Source organism: Tsukamurella sp. PLM1 (assembly GCF_023168325.1).
Lineage (GTDB): Bacteria > Actinomycetota > Actinomycetes > Mycobacteriales > Mycobacteriaceae > Tsukamurella.
The window spans coordinates 3,873,755-3,892,779 of the sequence record NZ_AP025688.1 but is presented as its reverse complement, the minus strand read 5'-3'; the positions used below and the strand labels follow the sequence as shown (position 1 = coordinate 3,892,779).

General features: G+C 70.2%; 17 protein-coding genes and 3 pseudogenes. 2 read left to right on the top strand and 18 right to left on the bottom strand.

The genetic code is table 11. The features are described 5' to 3' along the window. Nucleotides 1–38: 38 nt before the first annotated feature. The 13 genes and pseudogenes from MTP03_RS20005 to rfbB form a co-directional block, all read right to left on the bottom strand. The gene (locus MTP03_RS20005) at nt 39–227 is read right to left on the bottom strand and encodes a ferredoxin (RefSeq protein WP_248492312.1); all 189 of its coding nucleotides are present in this window, start codon (nt 225–227) and stop codon (nt 39–41) included. Nucleotides 228–254: 27 nt separating this feature from the next. Beyond that, nucleotides 255–1,031: pseudogene (locus MTP03_RS20000) on the bottom strand (2-keto-4-pentenoate hydratase); the annotation flags it as partial. A 117-nt stretch (nt 1,032–1,148) separates the two neighbouring features. Beyond that, the gene (locus tag MTP03_RS19995; protein WP_248492311.1) at nt 1,149–3,245 is read right to left on the bottom strand and encodes an acyl-CoA dehydrogenase; all 2,097 of its coding nucleotides are present in this window, start codon (nt 3,243–3,245) and stop codon (nt 1,149–1,151) included. 825 nt (nt 3,246–4,070) lie between these two features. Then, nucleotides 4,071–4,196 (bottom strand): annotated as a pseudogene (locus MTP03_RS19990) (MlaD family protein); the annotation flags it as partial. 143 nt (nt 4,197–4,339) lie between these two features. Then, complete coding sequence (locus tag MTP03_RS19985) at nt 4,340–5,359, bottom strand: MlaD family protein (protein ID WP_248489683.1); 1,020 nt, start codon at nt 5,357–5,359, stop codon at nt 4,340–4,342. Next, nucleotides 5,359–6,387: an MlaD family protein gene (locus tag MTP03_RS19980; protein ID WP_248489682.1), complete on the bottom strand. Its 1,029-nt coding sequence runs from the start codon at nt 6,385–6,387 to the stop codon at nt 5,359–5,361. The genes MTP03_RS19985 and MTP03_RS19980 overlap by 1 nt, the downstream gene beginning before the upstream one ends. Before the next feature lie 55 nt (nt 6,388–6,442). Beyond that, nucleotides 6,443–7,435, bottom strand: a complete 993-nt coding sequence (locus MTP03_RS19975; protein WP_248492310.1) for an MlaD family protein — start codon at nt 7,433–7,435, stop codon at nt 6,443–6,445. After that, entirely contained in the window at nt 7,432–8,430 is a 999-nt protein-coding gene (locus MTP03_RS19970; RefSeq protein ID WP_248489681.1) for an MlaD family protein, read from the bottom strand. Before MTP03_RS19970 ends, MTP03_RS19975 begins: the two co-directional genes overlap by 4 nt. 55 nt (nt 8,431–8,485) lie before the next feature. Next, nucleotides 8,486–9,460 (bottom strand): MlaD family protein, encoded by a 975-nt coding sequence (locus MTP03_RS19965; protein WP_248489680.1) that lies wholly within the window; start codon nt 9,458–9,460, stop codon nt 8,486–8,488. Nucleotides 9,461–9,469: 9 nt separating this feature from the next. Beyond that, nucleotides 9,470–10,336, bottom strand: a complete 867-nt coding sequence (locus MTP03_RS19960; protein WP_248489679.1) for an ABC transporter permease — start codon at nt 10,334–10,336, stop codon at nt 9,470–9,472. Then, nucleotides 10,336–11,154, bottom strand: coding sequence for an ABC transporter permease (locus MTP03_RS19955; RefSeq protein ID WP_248489678.1), 819 nt, complete (start codon nt 11,152–11,154; stop codon nt 10,336–10,338). Before MTP03_RS19955 ends, MTP03_RS19960 begins: the two co-directional genes overlap by 1 nt. 129 nt (nt 11,155–11,283) lie before the next feature. Next, nucleotides 11,284–11,919 carry a cholesterol catabolism transcriptional regulator KstR gene (kstR, locus tag MTP03_RS19950; protein WP_248489677.1) on the bottom strand — a complete coding sequence of 212 codons (636 nt, stop codon included), beginning with the start codon at nt 11,917–11,919 and terminating at the stop codon, nt 11,284–11,286. 146 nt (nt 11,920–12,065) lie between these two features. Then, nucleotides 12,066–13,061, bottom strand: a complete 996-nt coding sequence (rfbB, locus tag MTP03_RS19945) for a dTDP-glucose 4,6-dehydratase (RefSeq protein WP_248489676.1) — start codon at nt 13,059–13,061, stop codon at nt 12,066–12,068. Between the two features lie 42 nt (nt 13,062–13,103). Between rfbB and rfbA the strand changes: the two are divergent. Then, a pseudogene (gene rfbA / locus MTP03_RS19940) lies at nt 13,104–13,972 on the top strand (glucose-1-phosphate thymidylyltransferase RfbA). After that, the gene (locus MTP03_RS19935; protein WP_248489675.1) at nt 13,969–14,538 is read left to right on the top strand and encodes a dTDP-4-dehydrorhamnose 3,5-epimerase family protein; all 570 of its coding nucleotides are present in this window, start codon (nt 13,969–13,971) and stop codon (nt 14,536–14,538) included. Before rfbA ends, MTP03_RS19935 begins: the two are co-directional and overlap by 4 nt. Nucleotides 14,539–14,540: 2 nt before the next feature. On the opposite strand, the gene MTP03_RS19930 is transcribed toward MTP03_RS19935, so the two are convergent. From MTP03_RS19930 to MTP03_RS19910, 5 genes are all read right to left on the bottom strand, one after another. Next, on the bottom strand, nt 14,541–15,881 hold the full coding sequence (locus MTP03_RS19930; protein WP_248489674.1) for an RNA polymerase sigma factor: 1,341 nt from the start codon (nt 15,879–15,881) through the stop codon (nt 14,541–14,543). A gap of 23 nt (nt 15,882–15,904) precedes the next feature. Continuing rightward, entirely contained in the window at nt 15,905–16,501 is a 597-nt protein-coding gene (locus MTP03_RS19925; protein WP_248489673.1) for a dihydrofolate reductase family protein, read from the bottom strand. A gap of 15 nt (nt 16,502–16,516) precedes the next feature. Continuing rightward, the gene (locus tag MTP03_RS19920) at nt 16,517–16,888 is read right to left on the bottom strand and encodes a YciI family protein (RefSeq protein WP_248489672.1); all 372 of its coding nucleotides are present in this window, start codon (nt 16,886–16,888) and stop codon (nt 16,517–16,519) included. 139 nt (nt 16,889–17,027) lie between these two features. Then, nucleotides 17,028–18,392, bottom strand: coding sequence for a M1 family metallopeptidase (locus MTP03_RS19915; RefSeq protein WP_248489671.1), 1,365 nt, complete (start codon nt 18,390–18,392; stop codon nt 17,028–17,030). A gap of 292 nt (nt 18,393–18,684) precedes the next feature. Beyond that, nucleotides 18,685–18,981 carry a hypothetical protein gene (locus MTP03_RS19910; RefSeq protein WP_248489670.1) on the bottom strand — a complete coding sequence of 99 codons (297 nt, stop codon included), beginning with the start codon at nt 18,979–18,981 and terminating at the stop codon, nt 18,685–18,687. Nucleotides 18,982–19,025: the final 44 nt, after the last annotated feature.

Here is a 19,025-nt window from a genome sequence, read left to right as displayed (position 1 = left end):
GGTTCGGTATGGGCTAACGCTGTTAAGTGGGGAGGGGCTCAGTACTCGACGCGGATGGCCTGGGTGGGGCACTGGCTGACCGCGTACTCGACGTCCTCGCGGTCCGCGTCGGCCAGTCCCTCGTCGGTGGCCTCGGCGAACCCCTGGTCGTTGACCTCGAAGATGTCGGGGCGGATGCCCTCGCAGACGCCGAATCCGGTGCAGGCTTCGCCGATGGTGATCTTCATGTTCTTCTCCGTTCGTGGGTCAGGGGCGAGGATGGCGGTGACGGAGCCGAGGGGTCCCATGTCGGCGACGATGGTGTCGCCGGCCCGGACGGGCTCGGCCCGCGTCATCGAGCCGGGAAGCACGACGTGGCCGGGCTGCAGCGTGGTCCCGAGCGGACCGACGGTGTTGGCCAGCCACACCAGCGCGTTGATCGGGGAGCCGAGGACGGCGCCGCCCGCGCCGGTGCCGACCTGCTCGCCGCTGATCCGGAACGTGCAGCCGACGGTGCGCAGGTCGACGTCGTGCAGGCGGGTGGGGCGACTGCCCAGGACGACGCCGCCGGACGAGGCGTTGTCGGCCACCGTGTCCACGATCGAGATGTTCCAGTCGCGGATCCGGGAGTCCACGACCTCGAGTGCGGGAACCACGAAGTCGACGGCGCGGATCGCGTCGGCGACGGTGACCCCCGGGCCGCGCAGCTCACGCCCGAGGACGAACGCGATCTCGGGCTCGATGCGGGGCTGCAGCCAGCCGGAGGCGTCGATGGGCATGTGCTCGAGGTGGAACATCGACGCCGTCAGGTGACCGAAGTCGGGTTCGAAGACGTTCATCTGGCGCTGCATCGCCAGGGACGCGAGGCCCACCTTGTGTCCCTTCACGGCATCGCCCGCGGCTTCCCAGCGGCGCACCTGTTCCTGCTGGATCCGGTATGCGTCCGTGACGGTGGCGTCGGGGAACATCCCGACGATCGGGTCGATCGGGGCGTGGCCCGCGTACGCGCCGAGCAGTGCCTCGGCGGCCGCGGAGACGGCGGAATCATCCATGGTCAGATACTAGAACACGTTCCATATATTCGAGAGGGGAATCCTCGGTTACTCGCGAGTAGCAAGCACCTTCTGCAGAGGAAACCTCAGGTGGGGCCCTGGGCTAACGCTGTTAAGTCATGAGGGGTCAGGAGCGGGGAGGCCCAGGAGTTGTTCCGCCGCCACGTTGCGGAGGATCTGGGACGTGCCGCCGGCGATCGAGAGGCAGCGGCTGAGCAGGAACTCGTACCGCGGGTCGGCGGGGTCCTCCGGGCCGGCGAGGGCACCGTCGGGCCCGAGGGCTTGCAGGCAGGCCTCCGCCACGGCCTGACGGTGCTGCACCCCGACCAGCTTGCGCACGCTGGACGCCGGGCCGGGGTCCTGTCCGCCGACGCTCGCGATGACCGCGCGCAGGTCGAGCAGCGAGCACGACGCGGCCTCGGTGATCAGCGCGCCGAGCTCGTCGTCGTCGACGGTGCCCGGGTCGGCGACGAGGGCCTCCAGGCGCGCACCGAGGCCCGAGCCGCTCATCGCGACCCGCTCGTTGGCGAGCGTGGTCCGGGCGAGGCGCCAGCCGCCGTTCACCTCGCCGACCACGCAGTCGTCGGGGACGAAGACGCCCTCGAGGAAGACCTCGTTGAACCGCACGTCACCGGTGATCTCGCGGAGCGGCCGCACGTCCAGGCCGGGCGAGCGCATGTCCACCAGGAAGTAGGTGATGCCCTTGTGCTTCGGTGCGTCGGCGTCGGTGCGGGCCAGGCAGATCGCCCAGTCCGCCTCGTGCGCGAGCGATGTCCACACCTTCTGGCCGGTGAGCGACCATCCGCCGTCCACGCGGATCGCCCTGGTGCGCAGGGAGGCCAGGTCGGAGCCCGCCTCCGGCTCGCTGAACAGCTGACACCACGCGATCTCACCGAACAGGGTGGGCCACACGAAGCGTTCCGCCTGGGCGGCGGTGCCGTGCTCGAGGATGGTGGGGGCGGCCCATGCACCGATCACCAGCGGAGGCCGCTCGACGCCCGCGGCGTCGAGCGCGGCGTCCAGCACGAGCTGCTCCGCCGGGCCCGCGCCCCGGCCGTACGGCGCCGCCCAGTGGGGCACGAGCAGACCGGACTCCGCGAGCGCGCGCCGACGGTCCGCCGCTGGCAGGGCGGCGATGGCCGCCGCCTCCGCGGACGCCGCGGAATGTTCTCCCTCGACCTCGAAGTCGAGGCCGCGCCTGACGCCGGATCGCGCGAGTTCCGCAGCGCGGGAGCGCCATCCGCTCGTGCCGCCCAGCAGCTGCCGGAGCGCCGTCGCGCGGCGCAGGTACAGGTGCGCGTCATGCTCGAAGGTGAAGCCGATCCCGCCCAGCACCTGGATCGCGTCCTTGGCGTTGTCGACCGCGGCGTCGAGCGCGCCCGCCGCGGCGACCGCGGCTGAGAGCCGGTGCTCCGGCCCGGCCCCGAACGAGCGGGCGGCGTCCCACGCGAGTGCGGCGGACTGCTCGGCGCGGCACAGCATCTCGGCGACGATCTGCTTGACGGCCTGGAACGCGCCGATCGGCTTGCCGAACTGCACCCGGACCTTGGCGTACTCCGCGGCGGTGTGCAGCGCCCACGCCGCGACCCCCGATGCCTCCGCCGCCGCGAAGCCGGCGAGGGCGGCCCGCGCGTCGTCGGCGGTGAGACCCGGCACGAGCGTCTGATCGTCGAACGCGGGGTCCGCCAGCCGGATCCGGGCCAGCGGGCGGGAGAAGTCGAGCGCGGTGACCGGTTCGATGTCGACGCCCGGATGCCCGGGTGGAACGAGATGCCAGTTCCCGTCCGGTGATTCGAGCAGCAGGTGCGCGCCGCGGTCGGCGTCCAGGACGAGGGAACCGGGACCGTCGGTCACGAGGGCCGCGTGCGCCTCGCCCGAGGCGAGCGACGTGCGCACCGCGCTGAGACGGTCCGACCCGCTCAGGAAGTGCTCCAACAGCACTCCGACGGCGACCGTTCCCGTCACGGGCCCGGGGGCGAGGACGCGCGTCGCGGCCTCCACGGCGGCCGCGGCGTCGTCGGCGCCGGCCCCGAGTCCGCCGAGCTCCTCGGCGAGCGTGATGCCGAAGACGCCGATGTCGGCGAGCCCGCGCCACGCCTTTTCCACGGCGCCGGGGTCGCCGGACCGCACCGCATCGACGGGGTGCGCGCGTTCGGCCCAGTCGCGGATCGAATCCGACAGGGCGAGCTGGACATCGGTGAGGGCGAGGGGCACGGTTCTCCTTCGGCCCGCGTCAGCGGGGCTGGGCGGGGGTGCTGGACGGCGCGGCGCGGCGCGCCGTCGGGGACGCGGCGCCCGACGGCTTCGCGCTCGGCCGCGCACTGCTCGACGGTGCGGCGCTCGGCGGACCCGCGGGCCGCGGCTGGTCGGGGGTGAGGCGCAGGGTGACGCCGCCGTTGCGGCCCGCACCGTGGTGAGCGCGGTGTCCAGCAACTGCCCGGCGTCGATGGTGGACAGCGGCGCGGCGATCGCGCGGACCGACGGCAGCATCAGCTCGGACAGGTACTGCACGCTGGGGGCGGAGCGATCCTCGAAGTTCTGGATCACCTTGAACAGCTCCAGCATTCCGTCGCGGATCACGTTCGGGTAGTCGCCCTGGCTGATGTACGACACGGAGTACGGCGCCATCTCGCCGTAGCCCTTGCCGAACGTGCGCAGCGGCTGGTCGAGGCTCAGTAGCAACGCGCCGACGTCGCCGGCCCGCGGCGTGATCGAGTTGAACGATCCGAACAGGTCCTTGATGTCCGGCAGCTGCCGGAGGATCGACGTGGCCGCGAGCACCGCGCCGGAGTCGATGGTCGGGACCGTCCGCTCCTCGCCGGGCAGCGCCTCGTCGGCGCGCTTGAGGAGTCGTTGCACCACAGCGGGATCGAGCTGCTTCATCAACCGGGACAGCGAGCTGGACAGGGCGCCGACCGTGGAGTCGGCGGTGTCCACGACGCCGGCGAGCCGCGCGCCGTCGGGGAGTGGATCACCATCGCCCTGCCGCAGCGTGAGGTAGGTCTCGCCGAGGCCCGACAGGTTCTGCACGCGGACCGTCGAACCCGAGGCGATCCGGGTGTCGCGGTCGTACGCCACCTCGACCTCGACCCGATCGGCGTCGACGGTGAGCCCGCGGACCGTGCCCACCTCGACGCCGCGATCGAGGACTCGTGAGCCCTCCATCAAGCCGTTCGCGTCGGTGAGCTGGATGAACGCCGTTCGCTCGCCGGACGGGGCGAGCCAGCGCACGCCCTGCTGGCCGAGCAGCAGGACCGAGACCACGACCAGGGCGACGAGGCCGAGCGTGGACGCGAGGCCGGAGCGGGTCATCGGGCGCCTCCGATCACGCGGAGCAGTTTGATCGCGCCGGGGGACAGGTCCTGCCCGCCGGGGCCGGTGAGCGAATCGACCTTGATCGTGGGCTTGTCCAGGAACGGAACGAGGTTCTTGTTCACCAGGATCGACCCGCCATGGATGGCGCTGCCGAGCGAGACCATGTCGGCGGTGAGCAACTCGAACAGGTCCGACGACGAGTTCATCAGGGGGATCAGCCACGAGCCCTGCTGGAGCATGCCGCCGACGGCGGGCAGCAGGACACCGATGTTCGACATCAGCTTGCCCTGGTTGCTCCAGTACTTCATGTGGTACGGCGAGAGCGTGTCCTTGAAGTTGGCCTCCTGCTTGGCGATCCGATCCGCCATGTCCGACGCGGAGTCGAGCAGTCGGTTCACCTCGGCCGTCGATGCGCCGATACCGGTGATGTCGCGGTTCAACTGCTCCGAGAGCTGCTTGAACTGCGGACGATCCTTGGGAAGCGCGGTGTTGAGCCGCGTGATCGTCTTGCTGACGTCCTGCACGGATCCGCTGCCGAAGTAGTCGGCGAGAATCGTCAGGGTGCTCTCCACCGAGCGCGGCGGGCTGGTCTGCGACAGGGGCAGCGTGGCCCCCGCACGCAGCGGAGTCGCACTGGCGCTGGGCTTCTCGGGCGCCTCGAGCCGGACGTACGCCTCGCCGAGCAGGGTGTCCTGCAGCACCGACGCGTGGATGTCCGACGGGAGCGAGACCGACTGGTCCACGCGCACCGTCACAGTGGCGGCGTCCTCGCCGAGGGCGACGGCCTTGACCCGGCCGACGGTGAGTCCGCCGAGCGAGATCCGCGCCCCGATGGGAAGGTTCAGCACGTCGGCGAACTTCAGGTTCACCTCGTACTGGTCCTCGCCGCCGATCGGGTTGCGCATGTCCATGTTCGCCGGGCTCACGGAGCAGCCGGCCAGGACCGCGGCCGCGCCGACGGCGATTGCCGCCGCCACGGGGCGCGGCAGCCAGCGGGCGATGCGTCGCGTCATCATCGGCCTCCTTGCGCGAGGGGCAGTTGGAGCAGGTCGACGGTGGCGGCCTGCGCGGCTCCGGCGACCACGGCGCAGCTGCCGGGGGCCTGCGCGTTGATCCGCGCGCACAGTCCGGCCGGGTCGGCGGTCGCGATCGTGGTGACCGGCACGCCGGACACCGCGGCGGGCGCACCGTCGCCCCGGGGGAGGTAGGGCGCGATCTGCGAGCCGAACACCGGCAGGAGCCGCGTGAGCTCGTCGTTCGAGGCGACCCCCGTGGCGGCCAGGCGGACGGCGTCGGCCGCCATCGTGCCGCCCGGGCGCAGGACGTGACCGTAGCGGCGCATCATGTCGTCGCCCACCAGGAAGAACACCGGCAGCGTCTGGAAGATCTCGGACACCGCGGGGAAGGTGACCTTGCCGTACTGATCGAGCACGTTGCCGACGTGCTGCAGGGTGAGCATCAGCTCGCCCCACTGGGCGTCCATGCTCTGCATCAGCGGCCGGATGTTGCCGACCACGGTGGTGACGTCGCCGAGGAAGCCGGCGGGGTCGCTGAGCAGGGTGGAGAGGTTGCTGAGCGACCGGGACGCCTGCGGCGGGACGGACGGCCCGACCTCGGAGTCGAGGGTCGTGAGGAGCTTGCCGAGGTCGGCGGACGCTCCGCCCTCGGTAACGGAATCGACGAGGCGGGTGGCGGCCGCGGTGGTCTCCGAGATCGACTTCGGCGTGGCGGAGTTCTCCCGAGTGATGCACGTGCCGGGCTTCAACGTGGGGCCCGACGAGTAGTTGCCCACCAGCTCCAGGGAGCGGTCGGCGAGGATCGACGTGGACCGCGTGACGGCCTTCACCGATACGGGGAGCGTGCGCCCCGAGACGGAGAAGGTGACCTTCACGCCGTCGCCCTGCGGCTCGACCTTCTGGACCGCACCGACCTTCACACCCATCTGGGTGACGTCGTTGTTCGGGTAGAGGCCGATGCCGTCGGCGAGGTAGGCGCAGTGGGTGGCCGACGCCGCGGCCGCCGGCGCGGCGGCGAAGGGCACGGTCGGGACGGCGAGCGTGACGGCCGCCGCGAGGAGGAGAGTCTCGTGGGTCGCATCAGCAGCTCACCGTCGCCGTCGGGAAGCAGAGCTTGCTGGCCAGGACCGTGTCCGCGGACATGGGCTTACCCTGCTTCTCCAGCGCCTTCTGCATGGTGTCGATCGATTTCTGCAGCTCGGCGATCATCGCCGGGATGGTCACGTTCGTGGTCTGCAGGGCGGACTCCATCGACGCGAAGGCCTCGCCGAGCGGCTCGCGGTACTTCCAGTACAGGTCGAGGAAGGGCTTGATCTTGCCGAACATCCCGGCCAGCCCCACGTACGCCGCGCCGAAGTTGGCCGCGGTCTGGTCCAGGGTGACGATCGCGAGCGACGCCTTGTGGATCATCTTCATGATGGTCTCCCGCTCCTTGGCGAAGTCGACCGCGTACTGGGTGCTGATGTTGATGATCCGACCCACCTGGTTGCGCTGCTCCGTGAGCTGCCCGATCAGGCTGTTGACACCCTCGACCACGTTGTCGACGGAGCCGGGGTTCTTGTCGAGACCGGTGCTCAGCGCCTTGATCGACGAGGCCAGCTGAGTGCGGTCGATCGTGGTGAGCTTCTCCGGCGTGTCCTGCAGGAGGTCGCCGATGGTGTACGGCAGGCTCACGCGGGCGCGGGGGATCGGCTTGTCGCCCAGCGCGGTCCGGCCGGCCGACGTGACGGCCACGTAGAAGCCGCCGGCGACGGTGAGCATGCGCACGGCCACCGAGGTCTGGTCGCCGACGAACACGGTGTCATCGATCCGGGCGGTCACCCGGACGTCGTCCTTGCCGAGCTCGACGGACGAGATCGAGCCGATCCGCACTCCCGAGGCGCGGACCTCGATGCCGGGCTTGATGAGTGCGGCGTCCTGCGTGGTGAACACCAGTTCCTGCTGCCCGGGTGGGCGGAGGTACACGTACGCGAGGCCGGCCGTCAGGACCAGGGCGATCGCGACGGCGATGGCGCCGAGCTTGGTGCTGCGGGAGACGAGGGTCCGCCACGGCGGACGTCCGGTGAAGATCATTTCAGGCACACCGTCACATTCGTTCCGCCGAGCAGCACGGTGGTCGACTTCGGCAGCTGGGCCTCACCCTTCGAGCACGTGGTGGGAGGAGAACCGAGCAGGGCGGCGACGCCCGTGAACAGGCCGGGCAGGCGGCCCATGGCCTGCACCGCGGCGCGGGGGTCCTTGATGGCTGTGTGGAACAACTTCTCCACGTCGAGTTCCTTGGACAGGCCGAGCGCGGTGAGCACGCGGTTGGTGGCGGTGCCGAAACCCGGTCCGTAGGTGGCGGTCCGGGTGAACTCGTCGAGGTTCTCGAGCACCTTGGTGAGCAGCAGGTCGAAGTTCAGGATGAACTCGACGACCTGCGGGGAGTAGTCGTTGATCATGTTCGCGACGCGGGTCACGTTGTCGATCAGGGTCTTGATCACCGTCTGCCGGTCGGCGAGGTTCGCGGTGATGCGGTCGATCGCGCTGAAGGTGTCCGCGGCCGTCGTGTCGTCGCCCTGCAGGAGGCCCAGCAGATTCCGGGTCAGTTGGTTCACGTCCTCCGGGCTCAGCGTGCGGAGCACGGGCGCCAGGCCGTTGAACAGCGTCGTGATGTCGAACGACGGGGTCGTGCGGGACATCGGCACCGACGTGGCCGGCGTGCCGCCGGCGGACGAACCGGGCTGGATCTCGATGAACCGCTCGCCCGTGAGGTTGCGGTACTTCACCGCGACACGGGTCGTCGAGGTGACGGGGTGCTCGTTCTGGGCGGAGAACCCGACCACCGCCTCGTTCCCGTTGCCGGTGCCGCGCACCTCGACGGAGGTGACCTTGCCGATGAGGACGCCGCGCAGCCGGACGTCGCTGCCGACGCGCAGCCCGGATGCGTCGGACAGGTGCGCGTCGTAGGTCCGGCTCTCGCCGCTCGCCGGGTTGCGCAGCGCGGCGAAGATCCCGGCGGCGATGACTACGGTGATGACGAGGGCGAGCGCCAGGACGATCGCGGCGCGGGTGTTCTTCGCATGCATCAGCGGCCTCCCTCGAGCACCGAGGCGGCGCCGGGGAAACGGTCGACGATGACGTTCATACGCAGCGCGCGCCCTCCGGAACGGTGATGAAAGCGGTGTTCAGGCCCGTGATCAACGGGACGACCTGACGCGGAATACTCACGGTGCGCATGACTTTCGTGGTGCTGTCCATGACGACCCGGAGCAGGACGGTGCCCGGTTTGAACTCGGTCTCGTGTGAACCGAACATGTCGGCCAGCGGTGTGAAGAATCCCGTGCCCAGCAGCGTTGTCGTCTTGTCGATCTTGTCGTAGTTGTTGACGGTGTAGTCGAGGGTGCCGGCGACCTCGCCGCCGCGCATCTGCGGCACGAACCAGCCCTCGAAGGCCCCCTCGACGAGGCCCGGCGCACCGTCGAGCGTGGTGCGGACCGTGCGCAGCGTGGTCCCGATGGGCACTTTCACCGACAGCGCGTTCTGCTGCTCGACGGAGAACGCCACCTGCAGCAGGGGCGTGAGGGCCTGGGTGTAGTCGGTGGCCTTCTTCGTGACCTCGACGAGTTTCGGGGTGATGACGCCGGAGACCGACACCGCGCTGCGGGTGAGCAGGTCGGAGATGGTGTCGTTGCTGGACTCCGGGCGCAGCGTGCTGCCCGTGCGGAGCGCGGCGCCGCCGGACTGCGGTAGCAGGGCCATCTCGGTGACTCCGAAGTAGTTGCCCGGCTGGTACCGCACGGCGAGTGCGTCGGTGAGGCCGAGGATGCCGCTCTGCTCCAGCCGGATCGCCACGCGAGCCTTGCCCGCACGGGGGATCTCGACCGACATGACCTCGCCCACCGGGACACCCCTCAGGGTGACCCGGGTGCCGGCCTTCACGCCCGGCCCCACGTCCGCCGATTCGACGGTGACCGCGAGGCGGCGGTCGGTCGCGGGGATGCGCGAGGAGACGAAGCCGGCCAGCGTCGCGATCAGGGCGACCGCCACCACGACCACGCCCACCGTGAAGAACACGCGCTGCTGGCGCTGTGGCGTGCCACCGAGGAGTTCGTACATCGGTCCCGCCTAACCTTTGAAGATGATGGTGGGGGTCACGCCCCACATCACGATGGTCAGGATGAAGTCGAGCGTGAGCACCGTGACGAGGCTCGCGCGGACCGCCCGGCCGCTCGCGAGGCCGACGCCCTCGGGGCCGCCCTTGGCGAAGTAGCCGTAGTAGCAGTGGATGATCGTGACGGCGGCGCAGAACACCACGGCCTTCACGGTGGACAGCGCGATGTCGCCCGGACTCAGGAACTGCTCGAAGTAGTGGTTGTAGGTGCCCTGTGCCTGGCCGTGGAAGACCACCACGATCAGCTTGCAGGTGAGGAACGCGAGCAGGAGGGTGAGGAGGTACGCCGGGATCACGACGACGATGCCGGCGATGAGCCGAGTACTGACCACGTAGGGGATGGACCGGATGCCGAGGGCCTCGACGGCGTCGATCTCCTCCGCGATCCGCATGGAGCCGATCTGGGCGGTCATGCGGCAGCCCGCCTGGGCGGCGAAGCCGATGCCCGCCGAGATCGGGATCATCTCGCGGATGTTCGCGAGTCCGCCGATGACGCCGGTGAGGGGACCGAAGCCGATGAGGTTGAGACCCGCGTACGCCTCGATCGCGACCGCCGCGCCGCTGGCCGCGCCGAGGATGACCATCATCACGACGACGCCGCCGTCGACGATCACGGAGCCGCGGCCCCACGCGAGTTGCTTGAGCACGCGGGAGGTCTCGCCGCGGTACTTCAGGAGCGCGACCGGGACGAGGTAGATCGACTGCGCGACGAAGACGACGGCCTCGCCGATGCGGGCGACCAGGTTCGCCGGCGCGGAGTCCAGGGCGCTGGAGGCGGGCATCGATTCCCGGGTCTCGGGAGGTGTGGTGTTCGTGGTCATCACGCCACCTGACTCGGGAAGAACATCGTCTGCACCTGGGTGAGTCCGAGGAACGAGAGGAAGATGAGCGTGATCGACAGGACGACCGACGAGTTCACGCCGTCGGCCACGCCGCGAGGTCCGCCGGTGGCCTCCAGGCCGCGCAGGCCGGCGACCAGACCGACGATCATGGCTCCTGTCTCGGCCTTGAGCACCGCGAACGCGAGATCGGACGGTGCCGAGAACGCGCCGAACGAGGACCAGAATCCGCCCGAGCTGAGGCCGAACTGCCACACCGACACCGTGAGCGCGATGAGCATCGCGACCGCCACGATCGCGACCAGCAGCATCGGCGCGATGATCATCAGCGCGAGCATGCGCGGTGCGATCAGGCGCGCGATCGGATCGACGCCCATGACCTGCATCGCCTGCAGTTCCTCGCGGACGGTGCGCGACCCGAGGTCGGCGGCGATCGCCGAGGCGCACACGCCGCCGAGCAGGACGCCCGTCGCCAGTGGCGCGCCCTGGCGGATGATGCCGATGCCGCTCGCCGCGCCGACCAGCGAGTTCGCGCCGACCGTGTCGACCAGAGCGCCGACCTGCACCGAGACCACCGCGCCGAACGGGATGGCCACCAGGATCGCCGGCAGGGTGGTCACGCGCAGCAGCGTGACCGCCTGCGTGATCGTCTCGCCGACCGCGAAGTTCCGCTTGACGATGCCGCGCACCGTCCAGCTGATGATCTCCCCGGCCAGGACGACCGATCGGCCGATCGTCGACAGGCTGCGCGTGAAGATCGCGACCAATCGGTACAGCCGGTAGAGCGCCGCGGCCCTCACGCCGTGCCTCCGAATGCCGCCATCGCCGGTCCTCTCCCTGAATTTGCGAGAGGAGCGTATCAACTGTCGGGCAAAACTAGTACGTGTTTCAGTTGTTTACCCGGTGACCTGCGACGACGGGGGTCTTTCTCAGTCTTTTATCAGGAGATCGACCGCGACGGACAGCCGCTTCTGCACCTCGGTCGCCGACGCACGGTGCGTGACCCACGCGACCAGGTTCGCCATCCAGACGTCTGCGATCAGGTGGAAGGTGTCGCGCTGACGCTCGTCGGGATCGGTGATGCCGAGGGCGTGCGCGAACATCCCCTCCAGCAGGCGGCCGACCCGCTCGACCTCCGCAGCAGCGGTGGCGTCGGCGAACATGAACGCACGGACCATCGCCTCGGTGAGTAGCGGCGCGCGCTGCAGCGCCTGCGTGTTGCGGTCCAGCACGAACATCAGCCGCTCAGCGGCGGTGTCGCCGGGGATCTGGGCCTTGCCGATCCGCTCCCCGGCTCGCTCGAACTGGCTGACCAGGCCGGCGACCAGCAGGTGCACCTTCGACGGGAAGTAGCGGTACAGGGTGCCGAGCGCCACGTCGGCCTTCTTCGCCACGGCCCGCATCTGCACCGCGTCATACCCGCCCTTGCGGGCGAGCGCCAGCGTGGCGTCGATGATGCGCTTGCGCCGCTCGCGCTGGCCCGCTGTGTCGAGGTCTTCTCGCGACGGACCCGCGGAAACGGCGGGAGCGGGAGCGGTGGCGGCGGGAGTGCCTTCGGGCGGCATGGGTGGTCACCTCGTGATCTGTGTGTGCGACGGCCGGATCGTTCTCGTCTGATGTCGCGACAATTGAAACAGGTTTTCGCGGCGGACCTGTGCTTTCCGCGCTCTATCGGGCGAAGATCACACGATCGGACGGTGCGGCGCCGCGCCTACCGGGGCGTCTCGCGGCGTGCGTACGCGGCCTCGGTGCCCGCTTTGCCGGGCTCCCACCACGCGCGGTTCTCCCGGTACCAGTCGACGGTGTCGCGCAGTCCCGCGGCGAAGTCCGCGCGCGCAGGCGCCCACCCGAGCTCACGGCGGAGCTTCGAGGAGTCGATGGCGTACCGCAGGTCGTGTCCGGCGCGGTCGGGGACCGTGTCGAAGTCGTCGGGGGCGCGTCCCGTCGCCTCGAGGATGAGGGCGAGCACCTCTCGGTTGGACCGCTCACCGTCGGCCCCGATCAGGTACGTCTCGCCGATCGTGCCCCGCTCGAGGATCGCCCAGACCGCGTCGTTGTGGTCGTCGACGTGGATCCAGTCGCGGACATTGGCGCCCGCGCCGTAGAGCTTGGGCCGCTCGCCGCTGAGGATGTTGGTGATCTGCCGCGGGATGAACTTCTCGACGTGCTGGTAGGGCCCGTAGTTGTTGGAGCAGTTCGAGATCGTGGCCTGCACGCCGAAGCTGCGGACCCACGCTCGCACCAGGTGGTCGGAGGAGGCCTTCGACGCGGAATACGGGCTGGACGGGCGGTACGGCGTCTCCTCGGTGAACCGCTCGGGCGTCCCCAGGGGGAGGTCGCCGAACACCTCGTCGGTGGAGATGTGATGGAGGCGCTTCTCGTGCCGGCGGACCGCGTCGAGAAGTACGGCGGTACCGCGGATGTTGGTGTCCAGGAACGGCCACGGGTCGGTCAGCGAGTTGTCGTTGTGCGTATCGGCGGCGAAGTTGACGACGGCGTCGGCGGGGGCGACGAGCTCATCGACGACCGCGGGATCGGTGATCGAGCCCTTCACGAACTCGACGCCGACCCCGTCGAGCGAGGATTCGTTGGCGGCGTACGTCAGCGCGTCCACCACGGTGATCCGGACGTCCGGTCGCGTCGCGACGGTACGCCGGACGAAGTTCGCGCCGATGAATCCGGCACCGCCGGTGACCACGATGTGCATATGCATACCGTAACCCCCGGGGTGGGACGTTATTGTGTGCCTATGCGAGGGATCATCCTGGCCGGGGGCACCGGGAGCCGGCTGCACCCGATCACCGTCGGCGTCAGTAAGCAGCTCCTCCCGGTCTACGACAAGCCGATGATCCACTACCCGCTGTCCACGTTGATGCTCGCGGGCATCCGCGAGATCCTGATCGTCACCACCCCTGCGGACGTCGATCAGTTCCGCCGCCTGCTGGGCGACGGGTCCCAGTTCGGGCTCCGCCTGGAGTACGTCGTGCAGGACCAGCCCGACGGCCTCGCGCAGGCGTTCGTGCTCGGCGCGGACTTCATCGGGGACCAGACCGTCGCGCTCATCCTGGGCGACAACATCTTCTACGGCCCGGGCCTGGGCTCGCAGCTGCGCCGGTTCGACGGGGTCGACGGCGGCGCCGTCTTCGCGTACCGGGTCGCCGACCCGCGTGCCTACGGGGTCATCGAGTTCGACGGTGCCGGGCGCGCCGTCGGGTTCGAGGAGAAGCCGGAACATCCGCGGTCGCCCTACGCCGTGCCGGGCCTGTACTTCTACGACCCGTCGGTGGTCGAGGTGGCACGGGCCTGCGCCCGTCGGCGCGCGGGGAGTACGAGATCACCGACGTCAACCGGCACTACCTTCAGGCCGGGCGGCTCTCCGTCGAAGTGCTGCCGCGCGGCACCGCGTGGCTGGACACCGGCACGTTCGACGCGCTCGCCGACGCGACGAGCTACGTCCGGGCGGTGGAACAGCGGCAGGGCACCAAGATCGGCGCGCCGGAGGAGGTCGCGTGGCGGTGCGGTTTCATCGACGACGCGCAGCTGCTCGCCCACGCGGACGCGCTGGCCAAGTCCGGCTACGGAGACTATCTGCGGGGCCTGCTCGAGGAGGAGCGATGAACGTCGCGGAGCTGTCGATCGCCGGCGCGTTCGTCCTGGACCCGGTGGTACGGCCGGACGCGCGCGGTGAGTTCTTCGAGCTGTTCAAGGCCTCGGCGTTCCGGGACGCGACGGGGCACGATCTCGCGGTGGCGCAGACCAACGTGTCCGTGAACCGGATCGGCGCGGTCCGCGGCATCCACTACGCGGACGTGCCTCCGGGCCAGGCGAAGCTGGTGGCCTGCCTGCACGGCGCGGTCCTCGACGTGGTCGTCGACCTGCGGGTGGGGTCGCCCACGTTCGGGGCCGTGGAGACGGTGCGGCTGGACGCCGAGGGGCACCGCACGGTGTTCCTGGCCGAGGGGCTCGGGCACGGCTTCTGCGCCCTGACCGACGGTGCCGTGGTCGCGTATCACGTGTCCTCCGAGTACAACCCGGCCGCGGAGCACGGCGTGGATCCGCTGGACCCGGAGCTGGCCATCGCGTGGCCGGACGGTGCTCCTCCGATCCTGTCCGAGAAGGACACCGCGGCACCGTCGCTGGCCGAGGCGCTCGCCGCCGGCGCGCTGCCGCGCTGGCAGCGCTGAGGTCAGCTCGTCGAACGGCTGGCGGCGGCCCGGCGTTCGAGGAGGGTCCGCTCGCCGGCATTGCGGGTGCGGCGGGCCGCCTCGTCGAACAGGTCCGCCGCCGCGGCGTACCGTCCGGCCGCCTGCTCGAGGTCGGCACGCACCGCGGGCAGCAACGGCGAGTCGCCGAGCGCAGCGGGATCCAGCGCGTCGAGCACCGTCAGGCCCGCCTCCGCACCGAAGGCACGCCCGTGCGCCACAGCGCGATTGACCTCCACGACCGGGCCGGGGGCGGCGTCCGCCAGCGCGTCGTACAGCCGCGCGATGCGCGGCCAGTCGGTCTCCGCGGCGGTGGGCGCCGCGGCGTGCTGGGCCGCGATCGCGGCCTGCAGGAAGTACCGACCGACGGGGATCCCTTGGGCGGCCAGCGATTCGGCTCGGCGCAGCGCGGCGGAGCCGCGCCGGATGAGCAGCCGGTCCCAGCGCGCGCGGTCCTGCTGTTCCAGGAGCACGGGCAGGCCCGCCGCGTCGATCCGGGCATCGAGCCGGGAGCCCTGGAACTCCAGAAGTGCTTGGAGTCCGTGGGTTTCGGGATCGCCGGGAGCGAGCTCGGCGAGCATGCGGGCGAGCCGGATGCCCTCGCGAGCCAGGTCGGGGCGCATCCAGTCGTCGCCGGCCGCCGCGGAGTACCCCTCGGTGAAGATCAGGTAGATCACGGCCATCACGTCGTCGAGCCGGCGGGTCCGCTCCTCGCCGGTGGGCAGCTCGAACTCGGCGCGGGCGGTGGTGAGGGTCTTCTTCGCGCGGGAGATGCGTTGGCCCATGGTCTTCTCGGGGACGAGGAAACCGCGAGCGATCTCGCCGGTGGTGAGTCCGCCGACCACACGCAGCGTGAGCGCGGCGCGGGACTCGGGAGTGAGCGCGGGGTGGCAGGAGAGGAAGATCAGGCGCAGCGCGTCGTCCTCGATGTAGTCCACCTGGGAGTCGAGGTCGGGCATACCGTCGTCCTCCCTGAGCGAGCGACCGATCTCCTCGGTCTTGCGGCGCAGTGTGTCGGCGCGGCGGAAATGATCGACGCCGCGGCGTTTGGCCGTGGTCATCAGCCACGCCGCAGGATTCGCGGGCACGCCGGACTCGGGCCACTGCTCGAGGGCGGCGACGAGCGCGTCCTGCGCCAGGTCCTCCGCGAGCTGGATGCTGCGGGTCATCCGGGTGAGCGCGCCGACGAGGCGGCCCGACTCGGCCCGCCACGTGGCGGTGATCGCTTCAGCCGAATTCGACCCGCTCGCTGCGCTCCCGGCGTCGGCGGCTGAATCCGGCCCGCTCGCAGCGCTCCCGGCGTCGGCGGTGGTCGACTCTGGCACGAGGGCCAGCGTATCGCCTCCCGTCAGCGGCGGGGCCGGTAGACGACGTGCGTGACGAGCGGGGTCGCGCGAACCGAGGCACAGTCGAGTCTCTGCGCCGGAACCCCGTCGAAGACACGGACGCCCGCGCCGAGGACGCACGGTGTCACGTGCAGTCGCAATTCGTCCAGCAGCCCGGCCGCGAGGAACTCGTTGACCGTTCCGGGGCCGCCCGCGACGGAGACGTCCCGATCGCCGGCCGCGGCCCGGGCGCGCTCGAGTGCTCGCCCGGCTCCGTCGGTGACGAAGTGGAAGGTGGTCCCGCCCTCCATCACGATCGGCTCGCGCGGGAAGTGGGTCAGGACGAAGACGGGGTTGTGGTACGGCGGGTTCGTGCCCCACCAACCCCGCCACTCCTGGTCCCACTCGCCGCGGACCGGACCGAACATGTTGCGGCCCATGATGGTTGCGCCGGACGTCGTGATCGCCTCGACCTCGGCCCTGTTGTCACCGGAATCGTCGAACATCCACCCGTGGAGCCAGGTCTCGTCGATGTCCCCGAACGGGGACTGCTCGCTCTGGTGCAGGCCGGTGGCGAAGCCGTCGGCCGACACCGAGAGGTCACTGAACACGATGCCCATGGCGCGACCTCCCTGTCAGTCGTCCGCCGGGGCGGGCGGCTCGTCGGCGATCTGCCGCAGCGTGGAGACCATGTTCAGCTCGGGCCAGTGGGTGGCGTGCAACTCGGCGAACTCCCGCGACGCCTCGATCGCCTCCTCGACGGTGTCGTACTGGAGCAGCGACCAGCCGCCGACGATCTCCTTGGACTCCGCGTACGGGCCGTCGACCCGGGTGATCTCGCCCTTGCGGACGACGAAGTTCACGGCGTCCTCCGTGCCGTACAGGCCGCCGCCGTCGAGGAAGTGGCCCTTCGCGGCCTGCTCTCCGATGTAGACGTCCATCGCGTCGAACAGCGCCTGCGGCGGCGTGCCGACCTCGGGGCCCTCGGCCATTCGTACGAATCCCATGAAACGAGGCATGTCGATCAGTCCTTTGCGTAGTCGGTGGAGAAACTCTCTCGCACTGACGTCGATCGGGCGACCCGGATTTCTACATGCGCCCGGGAACTTTTCTCGTCCCGGCACCGTCGGGCAGGAGAACGCGAGGTCAGACGGCCGACAGGACCGGGAGCGGAGGCAGGTCGGTCTCGTACAGCCACGCTCGCCACAGCTCGCGCAGCGGTTCGGGGCTGTACTTGGCCACGAGGGTCACGAAGTCCTCGGTGCTCACGGACTGGTGCGCGTACTCGGCCGTCCACTCGTGGAGCATGGAGAAGAACGCCGGGTCGCCCAGCGCCACACGGACCGCGTGCACCGTGAGCGCTCCGCGCTTGTAGACGCGGTCGTCGAACATCAGCTCGGGACCGGGATCGCCGACGACGATGTCGGTGCGGGACGCCGCGAGCTTGGAGTAGTAGCGCGCCGCCATCTGCTGGGTGGTCGCGTCGCCGCACTCCTGCGCCCACATCCATTCCGAGTAGCACGCGAAACCCTCGTGCAGCCAGATGTCCTTCCACCGGGTGAGGGTGAGGGAGTTGCCGAACCACTGGTGGGCGAGCTCGTGCGCCACGAGACGCTCGGCCGCCCGCGTACCGTCGCAGTGGTTGGCCCCGAAGATCGAGACCGTCTGGGCCTCGACGGGGATCTCCAGCGTGTCGTCCGTGATGACGACGGTGTACTCCGGGAACGGGTACGGGCCGAACCAGCGGGTGAAGGCGCGCATGATGCGCTCCTGATTGCCGAAACTGCGCTGGAAGCCGAGCGCGAGACGGGCCGGCAGGGCCGCGCGGATCGTGACCGGTTTGTCGGCGACCTTGATGAGGTCGTACGTCCCGATCTGGATCGTGGCGAGATACGTGGCCATCGGCGCGGCCTGCTCGTACACCCACGTGGTGTGCGCGGCGGCCACTTTGCGCGAGACGAGTACGCCGTTCGACACGACGCGGTACGGCGAATCCGTGGTGACCGAGATCCGGTACGAGGCCTTCGACGCGGGGTGGTCGTCGCACGGGAACCACGACGGTGCGCCGCTCGGCTGCGAGGCGACGATGACGCCCTCGGTGAGCTCCTCCCAGCCCACCTCGCCCCAGGTGGAGCGGATCGGCTTCGGGGTGCCGGCGTAACGGATGGCGATCGTCATCGCGGCGCCTGCGGGGACCTCGCTCGCCAGAGTGAGCTCGAGCTTGCCGCCGCGCTGCGCGTACCGCTGCGGACGGCGGCCGTTGATCGTGATCTTGGCCGCGCTGAGCGCGTCCGACAGGTCCAGGGCGAAGCGCTTGAGTGGCTCGGATGCCGTCGCCGTGATCTCGGCCTTGCCCTCGAGGCGGTTGCTCGCGACCTTGTACGTGAGGTCGAGGTCGTAGCGCGAGACGCGGTAGCCAGGGTTGCCGTGACCGGGGACGTACGAATCCACCGCGCGCGCGTGCTGCGGGTTCGGTGCGGCTCCGGCCTTCGGCTTCGCCGATTTGCGCACGGATCGCACCTTCCTTCTCGACCGGGGTTCGGGTGGTTACCTTACCGGCGCGCCGAGGGACCGGCAGCGAGGCGGGGCGGTAGTGACGACGGCTACCCCTGTTCGACGGTGCGTCCGCGGGGTTTCGGCGGGGAGTGGAAGACGATCAGCGCGCCGATGAGGAGCACGGCCACCACCACGAGGCACGCGATCACCGCCGTGCCCGTCACCGGTGATGCGGCGAACGACCACCGCGTGGGCGCGGATCCGCCGTCGTCGGCCGCGACCCGGTACCGCCAGCCCGCGTCTCCGATCAGGAGAGCCGCGATCGCCGCCGACGTCGCGGCGAGGGGGACCAGCGCGGTGACGGCGCGGGTGGCGATCCGTTCGCGGGTGCGCGGCTCGTCAGAGCGATTGCGGCGAGGAACATCACGGGCGAACACAGGAAGGCGACGTCGAGGACGTCCTCGATCGCGATGTCCACCGACTTCGGCGTGAGGAGAGTGAGAAGGTCGATGGGGCCGGCGCCCAGGAACGCGATCGTGGTCGCGACGGTCGCCACGGCGAGATTCCGCCGGATGCGGTCGCGGAAGACCGGGGTACTCGCCACATCGCACCTCACTGATCGCAATACACGAATCAGTGTAGTGGATA